Consider the following 25,137-nt stretch of genomic DNA (forward strand, 5'->3'; position numbering starts at 1 on the left):
GGATGTCGAAGACACAGCGCCAGAGGCCCGCAGTACCCAATTCGAGTCAACATAGATCAGCATTCGACGACGCGACATATCACCAGCAGAACGCGCCAGCGGCGAGCACGTGGAACGATCTGGTCGCGACGGATCTGTTCAGAGCCAACGTTCACGTCGATGGCGCCGAAGCCGGACATTGTCGACGTCCTAATTGATGAATGCGAGGGTCACCGACTCCGCGACTTGGAGCTGCATACCCGCGCGTTCGTCGATGCGCTGATGACGAGCGCACGCGAAGCACTGCACGCCACCGAGCAGATTGTCTCGGAGCCCGTTGGGCCCACCCCAGATCGAGCACCTCCCGCTTTTCGGTACCAGAATCTGAATTTCTTGCGTTCGTTGAGTCGGGAGCATTGTCGGGAGCTGCGACCTGATCAGATCCAATTGATCGAACAGTTCCAGCCCTACTACTGGGCTGATGCCATCAAACCAGCTCATCAACGATTCGGCGTAGTCGTGACGCGCCTGTACGGCCTCGCGACGCCCGCACCACAACCGGAAGCCCGTCCCCTAGCGGCGTTTTGGGTTGAGTCCACGCTCCCCGCCTTGGAAATAGATCCACCGGCGATAGTCACTCAGTTGCAAACCTACCCCGATGGGGTGCTCGTCGATTCGCATCTGGTCACCACGTTCCGTGTGCCTCCGGGTACCTCACCGCAGTGCACCCCCAATATCGCCATTGATGCCATCCTCAATACCGAGCCCTGGCCCGACAGCCCCGACGACAACATGAGTGTCCAATGCCGCGAACTCCTACGAGCGATTCATGAGCTCATCGTGGCCTTCGAGCGTTCGGTGGGGCTCCGGGCACCGCTCAATGATAGCCACTTTCGGCTTATCCCAGCCGAAGACGATCCTATGTGGGCGCGAGTAGACACAAGCGATAACCCTGATGTCGAGGCAGGCCTTGCTCGATCCGACATTGGTCTCGCAACCTATCGTTCAGGGGACGACCTCATCATGCTGGTTCAGCGACCCGACGACATCTGTGGACGAAGAATGGTCCCGATGGCCGGCGATCTCGATCCGGCCGCAAATCGTGGTGTAGCGGCCGAGGATGCGAGTCGTGACTCAGCAGCCCAATGGAGCCTTCCGGATTTCGTCTTCAGGCCTGAAACAGTTCAACGTGGCTGATGCTACAAGAGAAGTCGGCGACGGAACCGTCATCAGCGGTGCTCGCGGACTAGCCATTCAAGTGAGAGCGAGGACCAACGCGGCCACAACTGACGATCGTGAGCGCAAATGGATCGCCAAGAAGGCCAAGAGAGGAGCGCGGCAGACAAGCGGATCCGTCAGGACAGTTCAGCGCGGACCCATTGCGCATACAAACGCACGCGGTCGGTCAATCACCGTCGACGGTAATGCGATTCAGTGGGTCGGCGTGGTGATCATCGACCATGACACACCCCCAGACAACGTGTCCTTCTATTCAGAAACGGTGCCGATCCCCTACGTCGTCATCCTGAGGAGAGAATGGGAGTTTCTGTTCGATCAACTGCGTTCGACGACCGCCGTCGTGGACTACCTGCATCGCATCGCCGGGCATGTTGTAGCGCCTGGCAAGCACGCCACTCATTACTACGAGCTAGCACTTGCCGACGAACGGACGCCACCGGACTTCGAACGATCTGGCATCCCGGCCTGCCTCAACGACCCGGAGCTTCGCACCTCACGACCGACACTGCCACTTGAACCGGCAAGCGCAGCAGACGAATACGGGGTGCGAATGTATCGCCAGATCCTCGAAGACGTTGCGGAAAGCCGACGGGTCGGCGACGAACCAGACCGCTTGTTTGTACTGCACCTGCTCGACAAGCTTTACGTAGCCGAGCGCGCCGTTGTTGGCCGACTGCTGTTGACCAGCATGAGCAAAGCACCCCGTGTCGACATCGGCACCACCCGTTGGGATTTTCGCCGCTATCTACTCGGCGAGGCCGGCCTTTGTTGGCCGTCGCTCAGGATGCAGACGATGGCGTCACTGTGGATGCAGACGTGATTTCGGGGGTCGGTCTGCATTGTGACGGGGTAATCGTCGCGGCGACGCGGTGGTCGTCATGGTGACGACTGTCGGCAGGCATGGTGATGACGCCCCCGGCGGCAGCGCGGGGACGTCGGAGGGTCAGCCGGAGTGGCGCCAGAAGGCGGCCGCGGGTGTACATCCCGATCAGGGTCCACGGCGGCTCACCGAGGGCGTAGCGGCGGCGGTCCCAGTAGGCCGCTGCCGACAACAGCGACGGCGCGTGGTGCAGCATGTTCCCTCGGTAGCGCAGCGCGGTGAACGTGTCGGGGGCCAGGGCGAGCAGCTGCTCGGTCCCGTCGCGTGCGAGACGGTCCAGGTGCTCTGGCCCGAGTTGGGTCATTTGGCTTAGTGCCTTGAATTCTCGGCGTTCAGTGCGTTGAGGATTGCGTTGACTTCTGGTGTTTAGGGCTGGCGGGTAGGTGGCGATGACGCCGTTGAGGTCGATGGTGGCTGATCGCAGGGGTTTGAGGGTGCGTAGGAATCGGCGCAGTGACGAAGCCGGTGCGGGTCTGGGCTTCGCGGCTGACGGCCAGGGCGGTGAACACGATGGTCAGGTGGGCTTCGATGGCGTCGCGGGTGCGGGCGAACATGGGCCGGGCAGCGAGGTCGGATTTGGACATCCGGAAGGACACCTCGACGTGCCAGAGGTCGTGGTAGCTGGCGACCACTTCGGTCGCGGGCATCAGTACGGCGTCGATGTTGGTGACGTAGCCCTTGAGCCCGACCAAACGGCAGGCGCGCTGCAACGACGCCTCGTCAAATTCTTGGGAACCGTTGCAGTTCTTGATGAACCGCGGTACCCGCGCGGCTTTCTCGCCGGCGACGACCGCGCGGGCCTTGCTCTCCTGCAGGTTGAGCGTCTTGGTGTCGCGCACCGCGCATTTGGTCGAGTACGCCCACCACGCCCGCCAGGACTTGGTGTGGGTCGCCGAATCCCAGACGGGCTCGGCTTTGCGCTTGGGGTCGCTGGTCTTGGTCGCGGTGCCGCGTCGATCGCGTGGGGTGATGGTGTCGATGATCTGGCCATCGGTGAAGAAGTCGCCGTGCCGTGGAAGTGCGAGGCCAGATCGTTGGGCGCTTTGGTAACCCTCGATCCGACGATGAACCGCAACCCTGCCTCATCAAGTTCGCGCAGATTGCCGCTGGCCAGCATGCCCGCATCAGCGACGACGACAATGTCGGTGATCTCGTGGCAGGCTTGGAATGCCTTCACGATCGGCACGATCGTCAGAGTTTCGGCCTTGTTTCCTTCGAAACAGCCGATTTCCAAGGGAAATTCGCACCGATCGACCAGCAACCCGACCACGATCTGCGGGTCCACTCGGCGTTCAGCGGAGTACCCCACGCGGCGTAGGTCGTCTTCCTTGTCGGCCTCGAAATACAGGGTCGTGACGTCGTAAAAGCACCAGGCTGACATCACCGGCGGTGCGGGAAAAGTGGGCGAAACACGCTGCAGGCGATCTGGTCAGCGGTAACGCAACCACCGCGGGCACGGCTATGCAGGGTGCGCTTGCGGGTCGACAGTGACGCTGAGGTGGCCGTCCCCAGCCTTCGGCGAGGACCCGATCGGCGTCGAGACAGGCTGGTCGGCTCGACCACCCGGGCGATGACCAGGTCACGGAAGACCTCATCGCCGACCGCGCCGTCGAACCCCCGGCTGGCATACACCTGCGCCAGGGCGTCCTACAGCAGCCCGCTGCAGCTCTTGAGCACCCGCGGCCGCAATCACCACCAATCCCCGTACTGGCGGATTCTCCAGCATCCTCGGTGAACAGCATGCCAGCTGGCGGTGGAACCATATGGGCCTCGGGAACGGCTTTCGGCGTGATCCCCAGATCCAACTCGCCTTGGGTGTCATCGGCCAAGGGCAGCCGGCGGGCCTCCTCGAGCAGCAGACCCAGCTCGGCGTCATCACGCGCAGAAGCCCACATGGCGCACGATCCGGCGGCGGCCATCGACGGACTTCGGCGATCTGGACCGCGGTCGCGCCCGAGGCCGTGCGCAACGAGCGCCGAATCCACACCATCCAGGCAGCCTACTGACCTGCAACATTAGTGCCTAGCACGGGCACTAAGCTCTCGGGATACACCGATCGGCGGTTGGTGTGGGGTTGAATCCTGGTTGTGAGGCTTTGAGCTGATGTATAGGTCCCAGTGGGCGTGGCTGATCGCCCGATCTCGGTATCGGGTTGTTCCTGTTGGTGTTTCGCGTCGAAGGCCGGTAGGGAGTGGTCTGATTAGGCCGTGAGCGGCTGATATCGGCCGAAGAGGTTGCCGAACAGCAAGTTCCATGCGTGTTCCCAGGGCCAGTTGCGCGGCAGGTGCAACGTCAGCCGTCGTGCCGAGGAGGCGATGCGTGCGGGCACGGTGATCAGCGTGCGGCGGATGGTGGCGGTGCGGGCCTTGGCCAGCGTGGGGCCGGTGAGGGTGGCCGCGGCGCGGTGAGGTTGAACGCGATGACCGCCAGCACCAACCATGCACTATTGGCCGAGAACCGGCCTGACGGTAGATGGGCCAGCGCGGAGGCTTTCAGGTCGGCGTGGACCTGTTCGATGATCGCGTGGCCGCGGTGAGTCTTGTCGGCGGTGACGGTGTCCAGATCGGTGGTCGTAAAGAAGGCGTGAAACCGCCAGGTGTCGAACAGGGTGGCCTGTCCATCGCTGGTGGGGTTCAGGTCGGGGATGTGGCGTACCACCAAGCGGCCCGGGACCTGCTGGTGGGTTTTCTTGGAGCTGAACGCGGTGAATCCGATCTCGGCGACCTCGGCCCGGGAGATCCATTGGCCGGTGTTTTCGTCGTAGACGGCGTCGGTGTACTCGATCGAGGTCCACGCATCATCGTTGATGGCCGCGATCGCAGCCTTGACTTTCGAGTCCAGGGCACGGTGATCGACACCTCGGCGCCACCGCGCAGCGCCGCGCCCACGCTGCGGTGACCGTAGAACGCCGAATCGGCGCGGACCAGCGGCTTGCTGGTGGCCTCGGGTGAGCGCAGCCGTGTCACAGTGGACAGGGTGTCGCTGATCATGCGGGCAGCTCCGCGTGGGGAGCCACACGAGCCTTTGCGCAGGCGTTGGGCGGCGATCACCGGAGCACACTGACCGGTGGTGACCGTGGCCAGCAGGGCGTTGAGACCCCGGACTCCGGAGTAGCCGTAACCGGATCCTTGCTTGCTGTAGCCGTGGACTTCGATGATGGTGTCGTCGAGATCGACCAGCACGGGGCCGTCGATGCCGGCCAGCACCGGGGTGCGTTCGTGCAGGCTCGCCAGCACCCGCGCCGCGATGGCGTCGAGTTGGCGGACGTGGCCGAAGCTGAATTCCCGCAGGAACGAGCCCAGCGTCGAGGGTGCATACGGACGGTCGAACACCGTGCGCATCGCGCCGTGGCGCAGCAGGCGCATATCGTCGATGCTGTCCGCGCCAGCGACCATCCCCGCGACCAGCGCGCTCACCTTCGCCCCCGCGTTGGAGCCCTTGTCCGTGGGCACCGTGAGGTGCTCATCAGCCAACGCGGCCAGACCGCATTCTTGCGCCAACGCGGTGATCGGGACCAGTCCGGCGCACGACACCAGGTTCGGATCATCGAAGCGGGCCGCCGCGACGGGCCGAGTGTGAGATAGTTGCATCTACGAGATGCCCTTCGTAGTGGCTGAATTGGATCCTGAACAAATCTCATTCTCCCACCACGACAGGGCATTTCGCTGTTTCAACCCACCCAGGCCGCCACCTAATCGGTGTATCCAGGCTAAGCGGAGACATCACCCCAGCTCAAGACACCGCCACCCCTACAAAACTGACCAAAGTGACCCAACTCAGGACAAGCTTTACGTAGCCGAGCGCGCCGTTGTTGGCCGACTGCTGTTGACCAACATGAGCAAAGCACCCCGGGTCGACATCGGCACCACCCGTTGGGATTTTCGACGCTATCTACTCGGCGAGACCGACCTTTGTTGGCCGTCGCTCAGGATGCAGACGATGGCGTCACTGTGGATGCAGACGATTTCGGGGGTCGGTCTGCATTGTGACGGGGTAATCGTCGCGGCGACGCGGTGGTCGTCATGGTGACGACTGTCGGCAGGCATGGTGATGATGCCCCCGGCGGCAGCGCGGGGACGTCGGAGGGTCAGCCGGGTGGCGCCAGAAGGCGGCCGCGGGTGGTACATCCCGATCAGGGTCCACGGCGGCTCACCGAGGGCGTAGCGGCGGCGGTCCCAGTAGGCCGCTGCCGACAACAGCGACAGCGCGTGGTGCAACATGTTCCCTCGGTAGCGCAGCGCGGTGAACGTGTCGGGGTCCAGGGCGAGCAGCTGCTCGGTCCCGTCGCGTGCGAGACGGTCCAGGTGCTCTGGCGGTAGTCGGCGAAGCCAGCGGCGCACGGTGGACACCGGCCGCCCCATGGTCGCCGCGATACGCCGGTGTCCGAGTCCATTTGCTTTGTGCAGCAATGCTGTTCCAATCACTGCGGTGGTGTCGGCATGGCGTGGCTGCAGAGCGGCGGGCATCACGATATGCGTTGACGAGCAGGACCGGCATCGCGTGCGGCGGGGCGCACCGTGATCGTGGTCCCGTCGTGATCGCGCACGGAGCGCCGCCTGCCGTAGCCCCAAGAAGTCAGCTGGCCGTCGCGGCACCGCGGGCAGCGGAGTTCGCCGGCGGCGAGCAGTTTCTCGGCCAGTTCGCCGGTGCGCGCGACGATCACCGCAGAGCCAGTCCATGATCCACCAGCCTTACCTATCACCCGGGAACCGGGATAGGGTCAGTTCGTGTTGGGCGACCGCAGAATCGACGCGTCCGCCGTCACCGATTGTGACGATCTCGGGATTCGGCATCGCGCCGGAGCCGAAATGGACTCTGCGCGAGCAGACCAGCGCGGGGTCCGTTCGTGGGCACGCTGATGATGCAGACGACCGCCGTCCCCGACCCGGGATTTCGACAACTTCAATGACGATCACCCCCGCCGTGGTCGTCACACAGAGGGACGGTCAACAACCTTCATCTGGCATACGCAGTCTGCAATCACTTCACCGACCGGCATAGGTACGCGTTCAAACTATGGGGCATGCTGCGCCACCACGAATGGATCACGCACCTAGAACCCGACCGACGAAGCGATGCGACAACGGTCGCAGTGATGCTGACTCCACGCCATGACAAGGTACGACCTTGGGATACAACCCTATTCGCGCACTTCGGCGAAAGACCGTTGGACGACTACGAGCTGGAGTCGATGCGCAGGTTATGGAACAACCCCAGAATTTTGCGCCTGACGTTGAGGTTGAGGCAGACGGTGGGTCAAATGACCAATAAGAAAGGGTGACAATCGTGGATCCGCTGGCGCCGCTGGGTCGCAATGAGATGTGCTGGTGTGGATCGGGTGTGAAATACAAGCGCTGTCATGGCAATCACCGCCCCGGCTCGCAGCCGGGCGCACCGCTGCCGCCCGACTTGGAGGGCAGCGTTTTCTTGAGCCCGACCGTGAATATGGCCGGCGATGCGATCACTGTCCCGGAGGGCGGAGCCCCTTCAGGATCGTCGAGACTGAGCTGGCTGCCAGAGCTGTCAAATACACAAATTGGGACTCGCACCTCATTGAGGTTGCCGCATCTGCTGGTCAAGTGTTGTCTCCCCCCGATCTCGGGCGACTTCGAATCGAAGTCCTAAGCAGACTGACATCACTCAGTACCGATGATTCGGAGCTGAGCGACGAGGTCAAGCATGGGATTCTCCTTCTGGCAGCGCAATCAATCCGGACGGTAAGCGCTCTCGCTCAGAAAGCTCCGAAACCGTCGATGCTCTGGAATCAAGAGCTCGATCCAGCGAAGTTCCTCGGCCGCACCCTGCTCTTGGCAGACCACGTGGTGATGCCAGATCGCGTCTTCGAGGTGCTTTTGGGAGGTCCACAAAACAGATCCCTAAGGAGGGCAGCAGAAAACGAGCTGAAACTGAGCAAACTCCTCAGTGCAGGACTGGTGATCCCGGTGCCTATCGGACCAGCGATTGCTCTGAGCGGTGCGGCATCTATCAAGCTCACCAACCACGACTTAGAAGATGCCGCGCTCGTCTCCTGGGTTAGGGACCAGCTCATTCTCGAAGGCCCGACTGCACGAGAAGCCCTATTTGTGCGAGCTAAAGACGATCTGTCGATGTACGCCGACAAGTTTTGGCTCTACAGCCATATCGACCCTGACTCCCTGAGCGCGGGCGACGGGCGATTCACATCCCGCATGCTCCAATCCTATGACCCAGCACACGATTACAACCCGTGGATCAAGCAGGTGTCAGACTCCGCAATCAGCTTCTACGTGCAGCGAACGGCCAAGCGACTCGTCACGGCAGACGTCTACGGCTCCGACTACGTGTCAGCGTCGATGTTCGAAGCACGGCTCCTCGACCGTCGAGGGCGCAGTAGCGGCAACACAGCTGCTCAGGCCGCAATGTGGGCCGACATCCCCCACCTCCCGAATCTTTCCGCCCCGACCTCGTCAAAATAATTCAGAACGAGCAAGCCGTTGACGACCTGCGGCGACTCTTAAGAGCCTCGCTAGTTACAGTGTCAACGGCGGCCGAAAATTGACCCCTTTTTCGTCGGTTGAAAATTGACCCCCTTGGTGTTCATTCTTCGGTTGTCGATCCCGGGACTCTCCCGAGGTCGCGGTCTTTGATGCGGTAGGAGTCGCCCTTGAGGGCGATGACTTCGGCGTGGTGGACCAGGCGGTCGATCATGGCTGCAGCAACGACGTCGTCGCCGAAGACTTCGCCCCAGCGGCCGAAGGGTTTGTTGGAGGTGACGATCAGGGAGGCATCGTTCGTAGCGGCTGGAGACCAGCTGGAAGAACAGGTTGGCCGCTTCGGGTTCGAACGGGATGTAGCCGACCTCATCGATAACGAGCAGCGGGTAGCGCCCGAGCCGGACGAGTTCTTGTTGCAGCCGCCCGGCGTGATGAGCCTCCGCCAGTGACGGCGCTCATCGAAAGTCCCCAGGTGTGCTCGTTGAAATTCCCCACCTGTGAGCAGCGGTCAGTGTAGTGGTTGGCGGGTGCCGGTGGTGGTTCGGCGGATGGTTTCGGCGGCGTCGTGGTGGTCTCGGAGTCGGTAGGACTGGCCGTCGAGGTTGATGACCACGGAGCGGTGGAGCAGGCGGTCGAGCATGGCGGCGGCCACGGTGGTGTCGCCGAGGATGTCGCCCCAGGCGCCGACGCCTCGGTTGGTGGTGATGACGATGCTGGTCTTCAAATATCGTTGGGAGACAACCTGAAACAGTGCTGAGGCGGCCTCCGCCGGTAGTGGCAGATACCCGAGCTCGTCGATGACCAGCAGGGTGGGGCCGGCGTAGAACCGCATGGTGGTGGCCCATCGGCCTTCGATGGCGGCGCGGTGGCACCGAGCGGCCAGGTCGGCGGCGGTGGTGAAGTAGGTCCGGTAGCCAGCATGTGCTGCAGCGCGTGCCAATCTGACCCGTCCCGGCGAGTCCGGAGACTGCATTCGTTGATTCATCCCGCCTTCGGTGGGATGCGTCTGTGATCGTAGTGGAGCTTCTCGACGGCCTCGGGGGTGAAGTCGTCGAGGTACTCGTGCGGGCGTTCGGTGTTGAACCACATCACCCACTCGGCGGTCGCCAACTCGACCTGGTTGACGTCACGCCAGGGGCCTTGGCGCCGGATGACCTCGTTCTTGAAGGACCCGACGGTGGTCTCGGCCAAGGCGTTGTCCAGCGCGTCGCCGACCGAGCCGACCGAGGGATCGACGCCTTCGTCGATGAGCCGCTGGGTGAAGGCCACCGAGGTGTACTGGGCGGGTTCAATCGGTCGTTGCAACACCGGGTTGTTGGAGTGAGTGTAGCTGTTGGGCAAAGACTTCGGCGGAGTCTTCCAGCCGAGGACCTTTCGGGGTCGGTTGTTGAGCGTCAGTGCGACCGCTTCGAGGTCTTGAGCCGACCATCGAGATAAGTCGGTGCCTTTCGGAAAGTACTGACGCAGAACGCCATTGGTGTTCTCGTTAGTAGGCCGCTGCCATGGCGAGTGCGGGTCGGCGAAAAACACCTTCGTTCCGGTGTCGAAGGTGAACTGGGCGTGCGCGGCCAACTCTTTGCCGCGGTCCCATGTCAACGTCTGACGCAGCTGCTTGGGTAGCTGTGCCAGTGAGGCGATCAGGGCAGCGTTCATCGCCTCGGCGCCGTAGCCGCTGAGCGCCGGCCCGTTCTTCACCGGCGGCGCCAGACCCCACCCCTCGAGGCGGGGAAGGTGAACCAGCATCACCGAGCGGCTCTTGCGTTCCACCACGGTGGCAATCGCCGACCGGCCCGCACCGATGATCAAATCACCCTCCCAATGCCCAGGAACTGCGCGATCGGCGGCTTCGGCAGGGCGTTTGCTGATCACGACGTCCGCGGTGACATGTCCCTGCGGTTTGTTCTGTGTCCTGGCCCGCGGGACCCGCAGCGCACGACCGGTCCGCAGGCACGCGACCAATTCCCGTTTGAGCGCCCCACGCCCCTCGATGAACAAGGACTGATAGATCGCCTCATGGCTGATGCGCATGGACTCATCATCGGGGAAATCCAGCGGTAAGCGGTGGGCAATCTGTTCCGGGCTCCATGCTGTCGACCACCGTCGGTCTTGTCGGTGCGGCTTGTTGCGGCCGTTCCAGGCCTTGGTCTGCGGACCTGCGACGGCGGTGCCGTCGGGTCCGCGGACACTGCCATCGAGCCGCTGCTGCACGTACTCACGCAGCTGCGGGTTGACTGCCAGTTTCGCGGGTTTCGGGCGCTTTGCTGCTTGCTGGGCCTTCCACTGCGCCACCCCTGCGCGGTACACCTGCGTGCCGCTGCGGGTGGCTGCGTTGCGCCGCAGTTCCCGCGAAACTGTCGAGGGGTCACGCTTGATCTCGCGGGCGATCTCACGCACCCCGGCGCCCTGGGCGCGTAGCAGTGCGATCTCCTCCCGCTCGGCGAACGACAGATACCGGCCCGTGGGCTCATCCAGACTGATCGGCGTCATGCCGCCAGCGTGGTGGAACCACCTGGTCGCCACCGGTGTCGACACGCCGACCTCTGCGGCTGCGTCGTCGGTGGAGACACCCTGGGCGATCAGCCGCCAAAACTGACGCTGCACCGACCGCGACGGGTCCGGGCGCCCTGGTGAGCGCATCGCAGGCCGCAACGCACGGTCAGCCGCCCACTGCCGTCGCCTACCAACCGATTCCGCGTCCTTACGCTTGGCCACACCACACCTCCGTGATCAAGGTGTTGCGACGACCAGTTGAATCCGCCCTGGCTGCCCGCGTCGCTGTGGGCGATCAGCCCGTGCAGGCTGGTGGTTCCGTCCTGTGCGCGGGTGAAGAAGGCGTGCTCGACGGCGTCGAGGACCAGGTCGGTGGTCATCGTCCGGGCGGCCCGCCACCCGAGGATCCGACGGCTGTAGGCGTCGATGACGAACGCGACGTAGACGAACCCCATCCAGGTCGAGACGTAGGTGAAGTCGGCTACCCACAACCGATTCGGTGCAGCCGCGTAGAACCGGCGGTCGACGAGGTCGGGGTATCGGACGTGGGTGTCGTCGGCGACGGTCGTACGGTGCTTAGATCCGTAACGCGCACCCTCCCAACCGTTTTCACGCATCACCCGCTCCACGGTGCAGCGCGCCGCATCGTGATCTCGACCACGCAACCAGATCCAGAGTTTGCGCGATCCCAACGTCTGCACGAACTTCCCGGTCTTGCGGTCTTCCCTTGCCGCGGTGATGATCTCGACCAACTCGGCGTCGCGGACCTGGCGCCGTGTCGGTGTCTTGGCGATCCACTCGTAGAACGTCGACGGGCTGATCGGCATGCCGTGCTCGGAGAGCACGGCGCACATGGGCTCGACACCCCAGCGCAGTCCGGCCCCGCCGTCGGGGCCGGCCACCTGCTGGTCCTTGTGTTCGGCGATGAACCGAATCACCGTCTCCCGGGCCGGTCGAGCTCGGCCCCGAAGAAAATCGCCGCTGCCTTCAAGATCTCATTGGCCCGACGCAGCTCGGCGATCTCCCTGCGCAGCGCCTTGTTCTCCTCGGCGATCTGAGTCGTCACCCCCGGCCGCTGGCCGGTATCGACCTCCGAACGCCGTATCCAGGTCCGCAACGTCTCCGGGGTGCCGATTCCCAACATGCCCGCGACCGCGGTGATCGCCGCCCACTGCGACGGGTACTGCGGGCGGACTTCGGCGACCATGCGCACCGCACGCTCACGAAGCTCCTCGGGGTACTTGCTGACACGTCCCATAACCCAGATCCTCCCAAGATCGGAAGTCTCCGGAAACGCCGGGACGGGTCAATCCGACCGACAGGTGCGTCTTTCCGGTGCCCGGTGGGCCGATGAGCAGGATGTTGGTCGCTGATTCCAGATAGCGGCAGGTGCCCAGTTCGTCGATGAGCTTGCGGTCGATGCCCGCGGCGGCGTCGACATCGAAGTCGGCCAGGGTGGCCGGGGTGGGGATGCAGGCGAACCGCAGCCGGCCGGCCAGTCGGCGGGCGGTGCTGGCCTCGACTTCGACGGCGAGCAGCCGTTCGAGTGCCACGGTCAGCGACAGTCCCTCGGAGCTGGCTTCGTCGAGTACCGCGGGCAGGGCTTCGGCGCAGGCGTGCAGTTTGAGCGCGGCCAGATGGGAGCGCAGTTGTTGGTATCTGCTGGCCGATGCCGACGGCGTCTCATCGGTGGTCGTGGTGGTCTTCTTGGTGCGTGGGGTGGGGGTCATTGGATGGTCCTTCGTTGGGCGGCCCGCTCGTAGGCAGACAGGTCGATGACGGTGGAATCGGTTGACGGCGTTGTTGTCTCGGATATCTCGGGATCGTCAGATGCGAGCCGAAGTAGTTGTGCGGCAGCGGCTTTGGCGGCCAGGCCGGGTGGGATGCGTTCCTTGCGGCGGTGTGGACGCCCGGTGGCCGCGGTCGCCATGGCCGCGGCGTCCAGGGCGATGACATGACCGCTGTCGCGGACCATCACCCCGAGCCCGTCAGCGGCCATCCGGTGCCGCGCGATCACGATCCCGCCGGTGGTGGCGATGTCGCAGAACTCACCCCCGACCGGATGCGACACCACCACCTGGGCGGCGGCGAGCTCTGGTGGCACCGAGTAGCGGTTGCCGCGGTAGGACACCAGCGCTTGGCGCGAGGCCGTGCGAGCCTCGGAGACGATCACCGGATACGCCTGCGCCGGCACCGGGTGCAGGGGCTCGGCCTTGGCGATTACGGCGACCGAGGACCGCCCGTCGGCAGTGGCCCGCAGCCGGGTGTCACCACGGACCCGCGCGAAGCGGTCCAGGCTGGCTTGAGCCATCTCGACGGTGGCTTCGTCGGCCAGGGTGCGCCACCAGCGCTGCGCCGCAGTGTGGTTGACCTTCTCCACCACGCCCTTGCGGTTGCCGCGCCGGGCCGGGCAGATCGCCACCGAGACCCCGTAGTGCTTGGCCACCCCAGCGAACGAGGCGGTCACCCGGCCGCTGCCGGGATCACAGACCGTGGCCATCCGGTCGAACCGCCACACCCGGGTCAAGCCACCGAGATCACGGGCCACGCGGTCCAGCCCGGCGACCAGGTGCGGCTGATCCTCGCTCGCCGCCAGGAAGCCGCGCCACTTACCGGAATGCGCCAGCGACCCGACCAACAGATGTGCGGTCTTGCCCCAGCCCCACGATGCCGGCGGATTGGGCAATTCCAGCCAGTCCCATTGGGTTTCATCACCCGGGGCGTGCGGGATCACCGCGTTCGGGCGATCGGTGGCCGTGCGGCAGGCTTCACAGACTGGACGTAGATCCCGGGCGCGGATGTTGCGGGTCAAGCTCTGATACGACAGCGGAAACCCCAGGTCCTCGAGCTCGTCGAATAGGGTGCGCGCCCACAGGTGCGGGTCCTCGGTCAGCCGCGCGACCACATAGTCGATGAACGGATCAAACGGATCCGGGTCGGGGCGGGCTCGCACCCCGGGTGCCGCCACCGGCCAGATACTTGCGGACCGTCTTACGGTCGAAACCGGTGTGGCGGGCGATCGCCGAGATCGACCAACCACGCTTGCGTAGGGCATGTACTTCCACATCGTCCTCCCATGTGAGCATGAGAAAGCGGGCCTCCTTCGGACAGTGCTGCAGGCGTTAGACACCAGCAGCATCGAAGGAGGCCCGCCCTTCTCGGCGGAGCCACACGGGTGGGGAATTTCGATGAGCGTCAGTGGGGAATTTCAGTGAGCGCCGTCACCAGGCGGGCCACCCATTCCGAGGCGGTGGCGAATAAGGTTCGGTGGCCGGCCTGGCAGGCCCGGATCGCGATCCCGATCGCCAGATGGGTCTTGCCGGTGCCCGGTGGGCCGAGGAACACGACGTTGTCCTTGGCGGCGACGAAGTCCAGGGTGCCCAGATGGGCGATCAGGTCCCGTTTGAGGCCACGGGCATGGTCGAAGTCGAACTCCTCGAGAGACTTTCGTGACGGAAATCGCGCGGCCCGGATGCGGCCCTCCCCGCCATGGGACTCCCGGGCGGAGACTTCGCGCTGCAGACAGGCCACCAGGAATTCCTCATGGGTCCACGATTCGGTTCGGGCCCGCTCGGCCAGCCGTGACACCGCTTCGCGCATCGTGGGTGCCTTCAAGGCGCGGGTCAGGTAGGCGATCTCGGCGGTCAGATCCCGGTTGGTCGATGTCGCGGCCCGGGTGGTCTTGGCGGTCATGAGGCGAACCCGCCGTCACCGAGGTCGATACCCAGGGCGGTGTCGTAGTCAGTCAGCGACCGCTGCTCGACACACAACGGGTCATCGTGTTCCCGGTTTGGGCGCAAGGCACTGACCCTGTTGTGCTGCAACTGGTTCGCTGCCTCACGGTGCTCGGGGTCGGTGATCGTCTGATGCCACGCCCACACCCGTTCGTGCTCGGCGACGGTCTTGCCGTCACAGAACACGACCACCCGGTCCAGGTCGGCGATCACCTCGATGCGCCGCCCGATCACCGCGGGGTGCACCGAGTAGTCGTTGGAGTCCAGCCGGATGTAGTGATCGCGGGCCAACCGGGTCGAGTTGCGCCAGCCCACCTCCGGAGCCACCGGCGGCAACGTGAGCATGGCCGCCAGGTCTGCTCCGATCCGATCGGTCGGCGCACACCCCAACACGCGACGCCGACGGGTGTTGACCACATTCAGCCACTTCTGCAGCTGATAGTTGAAGTCCCCGGGCCCGGTGAAACTGCGACCCGGCAGAAACGACCTCTCCAAGTAGTCGTGGCTGCGCTCGACGATGCCCTTGTGCTCGGGCTCTCCGCCCTTGAGCACGATGACCTTGGTGCCCAGGACCCCGCGGAATGCCTGGCAGTCCCGGGTTAGTTCGGTCCTTCCGGCTCGCCACCGCCCGACCGCGCCCTCGCCGTCCCAGACCAGGGTGCGGGGCACCGCACCCAGCGCGGCGATCAGGTTCCACCAGCCGGCGAACAGGTCCTCGGCCCGCCGCGACGGGATCAGGATCGCCGAGAGCCACCGCGAGTACCCCAGCACCATCGTCAGCACCGGCAACTGCAACGCGGTCCGGGTCTGCCCATAGCCGACCGGAAGCGTCGTGGGTGGGAACCACAGGTCGCACTGCGCGATATCCCCGGCGTCATAGGACGTGCGCCCGGCAGGGTCCGGGGCAGATACGCCGGGCGCAGCTCCCGGACCCGTTCCTTGAACACCGTGATGCCCCGCGTCCAGCCGACCCGCTCGGCGATCACCGTGGCCGGCATCGTCGGCACCGCTGCTAGCTGCGCCCGGATCGCGTCCTCGAACGCATCCACCGCTGACCCCGCCGGCCTGCGCACGTACTTCGGCGGCCCGTCGGAGGCCACCGCCGCCCGCACCGTGTTGCGCGAGATCCCCAACGTCCTGGCAATCAACTTGATCGGCAACCCCTCGGTCTTATGCAACCGGCGGATCTCAGCCCAATCCTCCACTGACAACACTCCTTCTCCTCTCGGCTCGTAAGCCGAGACTCAGACGAAGGGGGTCAAAATTCACCCGCCGACACGGGGTTAGTTTTCAGGCGACGCCGACATACAGCACGGACTCCTGGCGAACAAGCTGACGTATTGACGGCGTTGGCTCATCAGCTAGACGCAACCTCGTGTCGTCTGCCAGGAGGATGGGACCAGTGTGAGCTGATTTTGCCAGGGTGATGGGACCACCTGGATTGCCAGTTATGGGACCACCGGCGCGTCGCGTCGGTGGTCCCTTCATCTGTTCGTTTGATCGCCGTGACGGTCGAAGTCACGGAGGCGGCGGGCATGGCTTTTCGGGAGGTCAGTGTGAACGAGATCAGGGAAGTGCTGCGGGTGTGGCTGGGGGTCGCCGGGCTACCGGCACCGGGCTACCGCACGATCGCCGCGCATTGCGGCGTGGACCGCAAAACTGTGCGCCGCTACGTCGAGGCTGCGCAAGCGGCTGGTCTGCACCGCAGCGACGGCGTTGAGGCCGTCGATGACGGGTTGATCGGGGCTGTCGCCGACGCGGTGCGCCCGGTACGCCCGGATGGCCACGGCGCAGCGTGGGAACAGCTGCTGGGGTTCGAGGACCAGATCACCGCGTGGGTGGCCGGCGAGGGTGAGCAGCGTCCGTTGACGATCACCAAGATCGAGACCCTGCTGGCCCGTCAGGGGTGCGTGGTGCCGTATCGCACGTTGAACCGATTCGCCGGTGAGCGTTGCGGTTTCGGCCGCAAGGACACCACGGTGCGGGTCGCCGACGGGGATCCCGGGGTGGAATGCCAGATCGATTTCGGCTACCTCGGGATGCTCACCGACGCCGATGGTGGGCGGCGCCGCAAGGTGCACGCGCTGATCTTCACCGCCGTCTACTCCCGGCACATGTTCGTGTGGCTGACCTACTCGCAGACCCTGGTGGCGGTGATCGCCGGATGTCAGGCGGCGTGGGAGTTCTTCGGAGGGGTGTTCGCGGTGCTGATCCCGGACAACCTCAAGCCGGTGATCGCCGCCGCTGATGCGGTCAATCCCCGATTCACCCAGGGGTGGCTCGACTACGCCGGTCATGTCGGGTTCCTCACCGACCCGGCTCGGGTGCGCTCCCCAAAGGACAAACCGCGAGTGGAGCGTGCGGTGCAGTACGTGCGCCGAAACTTCTGGGACGGTGAAACATTCGCCAGTATTGAGCAGGCGCAGCAGGCTGTCACCGTGTGGTGTCTTCGTACTGCCGGGACCCGCATCCACGGCACCACCTGCGCACGGCCGGTGGAGGTGTTCACCACCGAGGAGCAACCGCTGCTGCTGGCGGTGCCGGGGGCCTACGACGTGCCGGTGTTCAAAGCGGTCAAGGTGCACCGCGACTTCCACGCCGAGGTCGCCAAAGCCCTCTACTCGCTTCCTGAGCAGTGGATCGGGCACACCCTCGACGTGCGTGCTGACGGTGAGCTGGTGAAGTTCTATCACCGCGGTGTGCTGGTCAAAGTCCATCCTCGTCAGCCTGCGGGAGGCCGCAGTACCGACCGCGCTGATCTACCCGAACACAAAGTCGGTTACGCGCTGCGGGACTTAACGACGCTGATCGCCACCTGCGCCGCCTATGGCCCGAACGTCGGGATCTACGCCGAACGCATCCTCGACGATCCGCTGCCGTGGACGCGGATGCGCACCGTCTACCGACTCCAGGGCCTGGTGCGCCGTTACGGCGCGCAGCGTGTCGAGCAGGCATGTTCGGTGGCACTGGATCTCGACGTCGTCTCGGTCAACAAGATCGCCTCGATGCTCGAGCGCGCCACCGAGAACACGATCCCGGCACTGCCGCTGGCCGTCGGCCAAACCGCTACCCGGTTCTCGCGCGATCCATCCGAATTCGGCACCACCTCAACATCATTGACCGTCATCGCCAATGCCGACTCCGAGGAGACCTGCTGATATGACCACTACCAACCGCGTGGCCGCAGACCCGGTCGGCGCCGACCTGCTCCGACTGCTCAAAGCGCTCAAGCTCGGCGCCCTGGCCGACACCCTGCCCGAACGGGCCGCACTGGCCCGCCAGCACAAACTCAGCCACATCGGATTCCTCGAAACACTTCTTGCCGACGAAGTATCCCGACGCGAATCCCGATCAGCCGCCCTGCGGGCGGCCAAAGCCGGACTCGACCCGACGATGCGCTTCGACTCCTGGACCGCACAACAGGACCTGCGCTACGACCGTACCCTGCTCGGCGACCTGACCTCGCTACGATTCCTCGACGCCGGACAGTCCGCAATCATCCTCGGGCCCGTGGGCGTAGGCAAAACACATCTGGCAACAGCACTGGGGCACTTGGCCATTCGTCGCCGCCACACCGTCCTGTTCGCCCGATCCGACAAACTGTTCACCCGGCTACGCGCCGCCCGACTCGACCACACCGTCGACGCCGAGATCCGCCGACTGGCGGCCGTCGACGTCCTCATCATCGACGACTTCGCGCTGCGACCCCTCGACGCCACCGAAACCAGCGACTTCTACGAAATCGTCGTCGAACGCCACCAAACCAAGACCACCATCGTGACATCAAACCGGGAACCCGCCGAATGGCTGACCATGACCGCCGACACCCTGCTCGCCCAATCAGCCATCGACCGACTCACCGCTGCGGCCCACACCCTGGTCATCGAAGGACCGTCCTACCGCCAACGCACCCGACCCGGTCAGCTTGACCCAGAGGGACCCGACGAGCATCCTCGATAACGCGCCACGGTGGTCCCATCCCCCTGGCAATCAGGTGGTCCCATCACCCTGGCAAGCGACACTCGCACCGCCTGGCCCGAGTTGGGTCATTTGGCTTAGTGCCTTGAATTCTCGGCGTTCAGTGCGTTGAGGATTGCGTTGACCTCGGTGTTTAGGGCTGGCGGGTAGGTGGCGATGACGCCGTTGAGGTCGATGGTGGCTGATCGCAGGGGTTTGAGGGTGCGTAGGAATCGGCGCAGTGACAGGCCGGTGCGGGTCTGGACTTCGCGGCTGACGGCCAGGGCGGTGAACACGATGGTCAGGTGGGCTTCGATGGCGTCGCGGGTGCGGGCGAACATGGGCCGGGCAGCGAGGTCGGATTTGGACATCCGGAAGGACGCCTCGACGTGCCAGAGGTCGTGGTAGCTGGCGACCACTTCGGTCGCGGGCATCAGTGCGGCGTCGATGTTGGTGACGTAGCCCTTGAGCCCGACCAAGCGGCGGGCGCGCTGCAACGACGCCTCGTCAAATTCTTGGGAACCGTTGCAGTTCTTGATGAACCGCGGTACCCGCGCGGCTTTCTCGCCGGCGACGACCGCGCGGGCCTTGTTCTCCTGCAGGTTGAGCGTCTTGGTGTCGCGCACCGCGCGTTTGGTCGAGTACGCCCACACCGCCCGCCAGGACTTGGTGTGGGTCGCCGGATCCCAGACGGGCTCGGCTTTGCGCTTGGGGTCGCTGGTCTTGGTCGCGGTGCCGCGTCGATCGCGTGGGGTGATGGTGTCGATGATCTGGCCATCGGTGAAGAAGTCGCCGTGCCAATGGAAGTGCGAGGCCAGATCGTTGGGCGCTTTGGTAACCCTCGATCCGACGATGAACCGCAACCCTGCCTCATCAAGTTCGCGCAGATTGCCGCTGGCCAGCATGCCCGCATCAGCGACGACGACAATGTCGGTGATCTCGTGGCGGGCTTGGAATGCCTTCACGATCGGCACGATCGTCAGAGTTTCGGCCTTGTTTCCTTCGAAACAGCCGATTTCCAAGGGGAATCCGCACCGATCGACCAGCAGCCCGACCACGATCTGCGGGTCCACTCGGCGTTCCTTGGAGTACCCCACGCGGCGTAGGTCGTCTTCCTTGTCGGCCTCGAAATACAGGGTCGTGACGTCGTAAAGCACCAGGCTGACATCACCGGCGGTGCGGGCGTGGGCGAAACACGCTGCGGCGATCTGGTCGCGGTAACCACCACCGCGGGCACGGCGCAGGGTGCGCTTGCGGGTCGACAGTGACGCTGAGGTACGTCCCAGCTCGGCGAGGACCCGATCGGCGTCGAGCAGGCTGGTCGGCTCGACCACCCGGGCGATGACCAGGTCACGGAAGACCTCATCGCCGACCGCGTCGTCGAACCCCAGGCTGGCATACACCTGCGCCAGGGCGTCATACAGCAGCCCGCTGCAGCTCTTGAGCACCCGCGGCCGCACCACCAACTCCCGTACTGCGGATTCTCCAGCATCCTCGGTGAACAGCATGCCAGCTGGCGGTGGAACCATATGGGCCCGAACGGCTTTCGGCGTGATCCCCAGATCCAACTCGCCTTGGGTGTCATCGGCCAACAGCCGGCGGGCCTCCTCGAGCAGCAGACCCAGCTCGGCGTCATCACGCGCAGAGCCCACATGGCGCACGATCCGGCGGCGGCCATCGACGGATTCGGCGATCTGGACCGCGGTCGCGCCCGAGGCCGTGCGCACCCGCCGAATCCACACCATCCAGGCAGCCTACTGACCCAAATTAGTGCCTAGCAGGGGCACTAAGCGGAGACATCACCGCAGCTCAAGACACCGCCACCCTACAAAACTGACCAAAGTGACCCAACTCAGGTCAGGTGGTCCCATCACCCTGGCAAGCGACACTCGCACCGCCTGGAGAAGTCGTCTATATCGGACCGCTGGTGGCAGATGGCGGCGCCCGGAGGTCTTGGGGTGGGTGGCCTCGTGGTCGGTTCCTTCTCAGGCGGGTTGCCCGCGATGTTTGGGGCGACGCTAGGGGTGCTAGCCGGCGTCGCGCCGTATCTTGGCGCTCGTGCTAACGCTCGACGCGATGCAGCGCATCTATTTTTGACGGCACGGCGCAAGGCACGGTAGAACAAGCCCGCTCGCCACGAAGAACACCGGAATCAGTCACGCCACGGCAACGCGGACCAAGGCCGTGCCCCTTTCAGTCTCGGCCAAGCTATGCAACGAACCCATTTCTAGTGGAAGTTTGTAGTCTTCTTATTTTGATTATCTCCACCTTCGCTCCTTAGTTTTTTGTAAGCCGCGGTAGTAGCGGTGTCCAGACGCTACTGCCTTTCCAAATGCACGTCAGTGTCGCCGTCGGGGTGTTAAATGATCCAACAAGAAGTAGCGCGTCGTTGCCATATCCGAGCGCACGCTCTTCACTTACGGCCTCCGACTTTCCGGACTCCATGATGGCTTTAGCGCCTTGGATACGGCAGAAGTCGATTAACCTAGAGCGCTTTCCCTCATCCGGGATAATAGCCGGTGAGTGAAGAGACGGAATATCTGTGTTGTAGATGTGAGTTTTCAAGTTTTCAAAGCCCAGTGCTGCGGCTCGATTGCTCAGGCTGTCGGCGCCCTCTTGTTTCCCATTTGCAAAAAGGATCGTAATATCAGCTTTGAGCAGTTCAGGGCGTACTCGGGACGGCAGTGGCTCGACCCTACTTTGATTAAGGTCCTGCGTGCTCGCCGCTCCTAGCCAGTTCTCAAGTATTTCTATACCTGCACTACCGCGTCCGACATAGTCATCGATCATAATGATGGGCTGATCCATGAAAACCGCGTCAGTGATAGGTTTGAGTTCGAAGTCAAATCTGCTGCCCAGATCCCGCACCATGTATGTTAGGACGCTGGACGAGTCTTTTGGCTGCCCGAAAGGGACCAAGATCGATGGGCCGCGTTCGCTGTCCTGTTGAAGGTACTCTTCGAGGGCACTATTGAGGTACGACCGATTGATGTGCCGGACTCCTCCAACATGCAGAGCGCGCTCTCGGCAAGCTCATCTGTAGGGAACTGCTTTATCCAATTCGCTACCCGGTCGGGTGTAAGGAGGATTCTGTACGCGCCTCCCCGCTAGCATCGGTAGTTAGCGGCCCCTGGTAACCGCCAAGATTTTCGACTATTAGTGCCCTTAGTCTCGCTGCAGCGTTTGCTAGCGTTAACACATTTGGCGTCGGACGCAGGTCGTGAGGCTTTCCGTCGTACCATCCATTACTAGCCAGAGTGCGCCTGCTCACCTCCAGCGCTGCTGCATCTTGCTTGGCGAACGCGAGCATCGTTCGAGGTACGCGTAGCCCGAACTCCCGGCGTACAACGCTTTCGGCTGCGAGGTACATCGAACGGCGAATTTCTCGCGGGCAGAAGATAAGACCTAGATCCCGTGTTGCAACATACGAGTTAGACCACAGGTCGGTCTCGGCGTACTCGTCACGAGCTTGGCGCAGCTCTTCTTCAGAGGATCCGATCAACCACGCATGGCCTATCTGCCCGACCTTTCCAGTACCGTCCGTGGTCCGAGGTGCACTCATCCAAACGTATGGAATGACGTCGCCCTCGGGGACGACGCTGTTGGGTGGGGGTTCTCCTATAAGGCTTGCTATCTCGGCGGCTTCAGTGACAATCAGTCGGATGAGGTCAAGTCGGCGGCGTGGGTCCTCAATCGTCGCTTTCAACTTCTGGGTCGCAGCTGGTCGGCCGGCATCTGCCCTGTGGGGATCCAGCGGCATCCGTTCGCTGAAGGCGAAGCACCGCGAAAGCAACTCGCGGCGGCGCAGGCGCTCCGCAAGATCGACCGCAGTCCGTATGTGCCTAGCGATCGTGTTGTCCTGGATCTGATCCTCGTCCAGATCCAAGAGGTCCTGAGCTGAGCGAACCGTCAAACCCAACAATTCTTCGTCGCAGACGCGGAAGGGAAGCATGGCAGCCGGCGAGCCGGCGACTTGTAACAGTTGGTCGAAGATGCCAGCAACCATTGCCTCGGCGGCCCGTACCTTTTGGTGCCGATAAACTTTATCGAACATCAGCGTCCGAGCTAACGACAGCTCATCTAGAGTGCGTGCTCCTGATCGAGCAATTCCTGTCATCACGTAGCTGTGATTTTGTCTCACCGTTGCACCTATAGGCGCAGGCAACTCGGACTGGCCTAAGCGTCGAGAACGAACCTTTTGAATCAGCCTTGGTATATCCGTCACAACGGGCAATCCACACATCATGGCGTCGCGCGACATGTAGTCGAGTTTGTCAGCGTCGAAGGGCCCACTTATGAGCTCGTGTATCAGAGGGTACTCGTCGTCAATCGCTTGACCGACAATCAGACGCGGTAGTTTGGTTTGGTACTCCTTAATCTTGTCCACTTGCGATTGGCCCTGGCGTATGACGGGGAGGCCATCCGGGACTAACTCAGCCGCTGTTGTCAGCATTCTTCCGAATGCCGGCGAGCCCAGCAAAAAGTAGGACGCGATTTCGCCAAGATTGCGAACTTTCTGATCTTCAAGGTAGTCCGTGAATGCTAAGCGTATATCAGCGCATGTTGCGTCGTTGTCTAGAGCGTTCTCGGACACATGGGACATCACGCCGTGGCCAGTGTCATGACATATGGCCGCCAGACGAAGGATTGCAATATGCCAATCGTCTAGGCGATTGTGTTCCCGTTGGCCGGGGGCGTTGACCGAATGACGTTCGAGCGACTCCGCCAGTTGGCTGACTTGATGAGACACCCCGAGGCCATGTTCAAATCGAGTATGCACCGCTCCCGGATAGACCAGATGCGCGACTCCTAGCTGCCGAATGCGCCGTAACCGCTGTAGTAACGGACTATCTAAGACCAGTACCTCAAAAGCGTTCACATACAGCGTTCCCCAGACGGGGTCATTAAATTCTTTCGCATTTGGTGCAGGTTTCGCAGACGCCAAACGCTCCACGTATGTGGCAAGAAGCTGTTCAGCCAAGGCCTCTATGTTGGCCTTATAGTCGGCCAGCACATCGGCAATCTGTGACGACATAGCGCGAGGCTACCGGCCTAGCGGTTAATGTTCTGGCAGACGTGCTCTACTGACTGCTACGGACGTGCTTGCGAACCACCCACGCATAGTCGGACAGGAAGTCGTCTGCGAGAGCTTCTGCCAATGCAGCCCCACCTGGAAGCTGTGCGGCCAAGAGTCCTGCTTCTTTACAGTTAAGTTTGATCCGCAGATTTTGGTATTCAGGGTCGTCAAGGGCGATCAAGTCGCTCTGGGCTGCTTGACTCAGCGCCTCTCTGACGACGGGTGAGTCCCCGTAGATTTTGTCGAGGTATACACGGAATCGTAGATCGATCGAATGAGCAGGCGCATGCTTGTAGCGAAGAAGATCGAACACTCGTTTTGCTGCACTGTCGAACTCCGTTCCGCGGATGCTCAGAGCTTCCACGTCGCGGAGTGCCAGACCGGCGAGCAGCGTCGCGATGAAGCCGTCGGCGCGCATCTCAGTCGCGGTCGAGCTCATTCAGTGCCTCCATCCTCGCACACATGTTCTATAAATGAACTATGCACAATTTCGACGCTCTGTCAAGCTGCGCTGCTCCACAGGGCTAGCCTAGTCGAAAGTCTGTTGCGCCGTCCTGCGTTGCGTGTGGCGTGTTGGCATCTGTGGGATGTCTTCCGCGTCACCTCGCGGCCCACTGTAGGGCCGTGGTCCGACAACTCGTGAGCTGAACTTCCGACCGCGTGGGGCACCCGACGGGGGCCTGACACACGGCAAACAAGTGGCGGATACAACCCAGCCGCGCCCAAGCATGGAAGAGGTCGGACATTGAGATTACAAGCACCACCCAGAGTGGGCCGAGGCCACCTGACACCACTAGTCCTGCGTTGCTCGCTGATCAGCTCGATAAGCGCAATCGTCAGCAAGCATCTGCTGGCGGATCTGGGTGACGCGTTCCGCGCGCTCGGGATCGGCTAGAACTCGATCGAGGTAGGCACTCCCGCGGTCTTGGAACTCCATTGCTGGTTGCCTTTCCATGGCGAGCCCACCCTTTCGCGTGCCGCCGGGGGCGAGGCGTATCCCATAGCATCGTTTCTCCACGCCGCCCTCTGTGCAAGCTCTTGATGTTGACGTCCATGAGTAGCGGCCTACGCGACACAGCAATGTCGTAGATGGGAAGGCGTCCAGATGACAGACCAATCGGCCGAGCGGGCCTCCGAGAAGTCAGACGATGACCTGCGTCAACGTTCAGACGTGGATGGACACACTCGTGGGCTGGCCGTTGAGCATCTCGATAGGGCGGCTACGGCTGCGGCCGATGTCGATGATCCGGCGATCATGGACGGCGCGTGGCGATAGCACGGTGTGACGTGTTGCTCGCCATAGTGCTT

General features: G+C 63.3%; 13 protein-coding genes and 11 pseudogenes. 6 read left to right on the top strand and 18 right to left on the bottom strand.

The features are described 5' to 3' along the window. Positions 1-159 precede the first annotated feature (159 nt). Complete coding sequence (locus KXD97_RS32500; protein WP_260758562.1) at positions 160-1,176, top strand: hypothetical protein; 1,017 nt, start codon at positions 160-162, stop codon at positions 1,174-1,176. After that, positions 1,109-2,038, top strand: a complete 930-nt coding sequence (locus KXD97_RS32505; protein ID WP_260758563.1) for a hypothetical protein — start codon at positions 1,109-1,111, stop codon at positions 2,036-2,038. The genes KXD97_RS32500 and KXD97_RS32505 overlap by 68 nt, the downstream gene beginning before the upstream one ends. Here KXD97_RS32505 and KXD97_RS32510 read toward each other — a convergent pair. From KXD97_RS32510 to KXD97_RS32530, 5 genes and pseudogenes are all read right to left on the bottom strand, one after another. Next, positions 1,998-2,402 carry a hypothetical protein gene (locus tag KXD97_RS32510; RefSeq protein WP_260758612.1) on the bottom strand — a complete coding sequence of 135 codons (405 nt, stop codon included), beginning with the start codon at positions 2,400-2,402 and terminating at the stop codon, positions 1,998-2,000. The genes KXD97_RS32505 and KXD97_RS32510 overlap by 41 nt on opposite strands. A gap of 63 nt (positions 2,403-2,465) precedes the next feature. Further along, positions 2,466-4,088: pseudogene (locus KXD97_RS32515) on the bottom strand (IS1634 family transposase); the annotation flags it as partial. A 210-nt stretch (positions 4,089-4,298) separates the two neighbouring features. Further along, positions 4,299-5,688 (bottom strand): annotated as a pseudogene (locus KXD97_RS32520) (IS1380 family transposase). Between the two features lie 297 nt (positions 5,689-5,985). Next, positions 5,986-6,564: a helix-turn-helix domain-containing protein gene (locus KXD97_RS32525; RefSeq protein ID WP_260758565.1), complete on the bottom strand. Its 579-nt coding sequence runs from the start codon at positions 6,562-6,564 to the stop codon at positions 5,986-5,988. Beyond that, the gene (locus KXD97_RS32530; protein WP_260758567.1) at positions 6,564-6,761 is read right to left on the bottom strand and encodes a hypothetical protein; all 198 of its coding nucleotides are present in this window, start codon (positions 6,759-6,761) and stop codon (positions 6,564-6,566) included. Before KXD97_RS32530 ends, KXD97_RS32525 begins: the two co-directional genes overlap by 1 nt. 623 nt (positions 6,762-7,384) lie before the next feature. Here KXD97_RS32530 and KXD97_RS33445 point away from each other — a divergent pair. Next, positions 7,385-7,723, top strand: a complete 339-nt coding sequence (locus tag KXD97_RS33445) for an SEC-C metal-binding domain-containing protein (protein ID WP_396885713.1) — start codon at positions 7,385-7,387, stop codon at positions 7,721-7,723. Next, entirely contained in the window at positions 7,678-8,553 is an 876-nt protein-coding gene (locus KXD97_RS32535) for a hypothetical protein (RefSeq protein WP_260758569.1), read from the top strand. The genes KXD97_RS33445 and KXD97_RS32535 overlap by 46 nt, the downstream gene beginning before the upstream one ends. Before the next feature lie 121 nt (positions 8,554-8,674). Here the strand turns inward: KXD97_RS32535 and KXD97_RS32540 are convergent. From KXD97_RS32540 to istA (KXD97_RS32580), 9 pseudogenes are all read right to left on the bottom strand, one after another. After that, positions 8,675-9,017, bottom strand: a pseudogene (locus KXD97_RS32540) (ATP-binding protein); the annotation flags it as partial. Between the two features lie 62 nt (positions 9,018-9,079). Continuing rightward, positions 9,080-9,517: pseudogene (locus KXD97_RS32545) on the bottom strand (ATP-binding protein); the annotation flags it as partial. A 35-nt stretch (positions 9,518-9,552) separates the two neighbouring features. Further along, a pseudogene (locus KXD97_RS32550) lies at positions 9,553-9,855 on the bottom strand (integrase core domain-containing protein); the annotation flags it as partial. Positions 9,856-9,859: 4 nt separating this feature from the next. Next, positions 9,860-11,058: pseudogene (locus tag KXD97_RS32555) on the bottom strand (IS30 family transposase). A 272-nt stretch (positions 11,059-11,330) separates the two neighbouring features. Further along, positions 11,331-12,319: pseudogene (locus KXD97_RS32560) on the bottom strand (IS3 family transposase); the annotation flags it as partial. A 13-nt stretch (positions 12,320-12,332) separates the two neighbouring features. Then, positions 12,333-12,791: pseudogene (locus KXD97_RS32565) on the bottom strand (ATP-binding protein); the annotation flags it as partial. Then, positions 12,788-14,147, bottom strand: a pseudogene (locus KXD97_RS32570) (transposase). The pseudogenes KXD97_RS32565 and KXD97_RS32570, both read right to left, overlap by 4 nt. 130 nt (positions 14,148-14,277) lie before the next feature. Further along, positions 14,278-14,754: pseudogene (locus tag KXD97_RS32575) on the bottom strand (ATP-binding protein); the annotation flags it as partial. After that, positions 14,751-16,009, bottom strand: a pseudogene (gene istA / locus KXD97_RS32580) (IS21 family transposase). The pseudogenes KXD97_RS32575 and istA (KXD97_RS32580), both read right to left, overlap by 4 nt. Before the next feature lie 321 nt (positions 16,010-16,330). Between istA (KXD97_RS32580) and istA (KXD97_RS32585) the strand changes: the two are divergent. Both istA (KXD97_RS32585) and istB read left to right on the top strand, forming a co-directional pair. Continuing rightward, positions 16,331-17,953, top strand: coding sequence for an IS21 family transposase (gene istA / locus KXD97_RS32585; protein WP_260753010.1), 1,623 nt, complete (start codon positions 16,331-16,333; stop codon positions 17,951-17,953). 1 nt (position 17,954) lies between these two features. Beyond that, entirely contained in the window at positions 17,955-18,755 is an 801-nt protein-coding gene (gene istB, locus KXD97_RS32590) for an IS21-like element helper ATPase IstB (RefSeq protein WP_070351813.1), read from the top strand. Between the two features lie 95 nt (positions 18,756-18,850). Here istB and KXD97_RS32595 read toward each other — a convergent pair whose 3' ends face one another. The 4 genes from KXD97_RS32595 to KXD97_RS32610 all read right to left on the bottom strand — a co-directional run bounded on the left by KXD97_RS32595 (position 18,851) and on the right by KXD97_RS32610 (position 24,268). After that, the gene (locus KXD97_RS32595; protein ID WP_260756015.1) at positions 18,851-20,497 is read right to left on the bottom strand and encodes an IS1634 family transposase; all 1,647 of its coding nucleotides are present in this window, start codon (positions 20,495-20,497) and stop codon (positions 18,851-18,853) included. Between the two features lie 532 nt (positions 20,498-21,029). After that, positions 21,030-21,623 (bottom strand): hypothetical protein, encoded by a 594-nt coding sequence (locus KXD97_RS32600; protein ID WP_260758570.1) that lies wholly within the window; start codon positions 21,621-21,623, stop codon positions 21,030-21,032. A 193-nt stretch (positions 21,624-21,816) separates the two neighbouring features. After that, positions 21,817-23,787, bottom strand: coding sequence for an HD domain-containing protein (locus tag KXD97_RS32605; RefSeq protein WP_260758571.1), 1,971 nt, complete (start codon positions 23,785-23,787; stop codon positions 21,817-21,819). Positions 23,788-23,833: 46 nt separating this feature from the next. Then, positions 23,834-24,268 carry a hypothetical protein gene (locus tag KXD97_RS32610; RefSeq protein ID WP_260756155.1) on the bottom strand — a complete coding sequence of 145 codons (435 nt, stop codon included), beginning with the start codon at positions 24,266-24,268 and terminating at the stop codon, positions 23,834-23,836. Positions 24,269-25,137 lie beyond the last annotated feature (869 nt).

The organism is Mycobacterium sp. SMC-8 (genome assembly GCF_025263565.1).
In the GTDB taxonomy this organism is placed as follows: Bacteria; Actinomycetota; Actinomycetes; order Mycobacteriales; family Mycobacteriaceae; genus Mycobacterium.

Excerpts from the sequence above, each read along its gene's own strand:
- KXD97_RS32500 (WP_260758562.1), top strand. The coding sequence starts at position 160 with ATGGCGCCGAAGCCGGACATTGTCGACGTCCTAATTGATGAATGCGAG.
- KXD97_RS32510 (WP_260758612.1), bottom strand. The coding sequence starts at position 2,402 with ATGACCCAACTCGGGCCAGAGCACCTGGACCGTCTCGCACGCGACGGG.
- KXD97_RS32525 (WP_260758565.1), bottom strand. The coding sequence starts at position 6,564 with ATGCCCGCCGCTCTGCAGCCACGCCATGCCGACACCACCGCAGTGATT.
- istA (WP_260753010.1), top strand. The coding sequence starts at position 16,331 with ATGGCTTTTCGGGAGGTCAGTGTGAACGAGATCAGGGAAGTGCTGCGG.
- istB (WP_070351813.1), top strand. The coding sequence starts at position 17,955 with ATGACCACTACCAACCGCGTGGCCGCAGACCCGGTCGGCGCCGACCTG.
- KXD97_RS32595 (WP_260756015.1), bottom strand. The coding sequence starts at position 20,497 with ATGGTGTGGATTCGGCGGGTGCGCACGGCCTCGGGCGCGACCGCGGTC.
- KXD97_RS32600 (WP_260758570.1), bottom strand. The coding sequence starts at position 21,623 with ATGGTGCGGGATCTGGGCAGCAGATTTGACTTCGAACTCAAACCTATC.
- KXD97_RS32605 (WP_260758571.1), bottom strand. The coding sequence starts at position 23,787 with ATGTCGTCACAGATTGCCGATGTGCTGGCCGACTATAAGGCCAACATA.
- KXD97_RS32610 (WP_260756155.1), bottom strand. The coding sequence starts at position 24,268 with ATGAGCTCGACCGCGACTGAGATGCGCGCCGACGGCTTCATCGCGACG.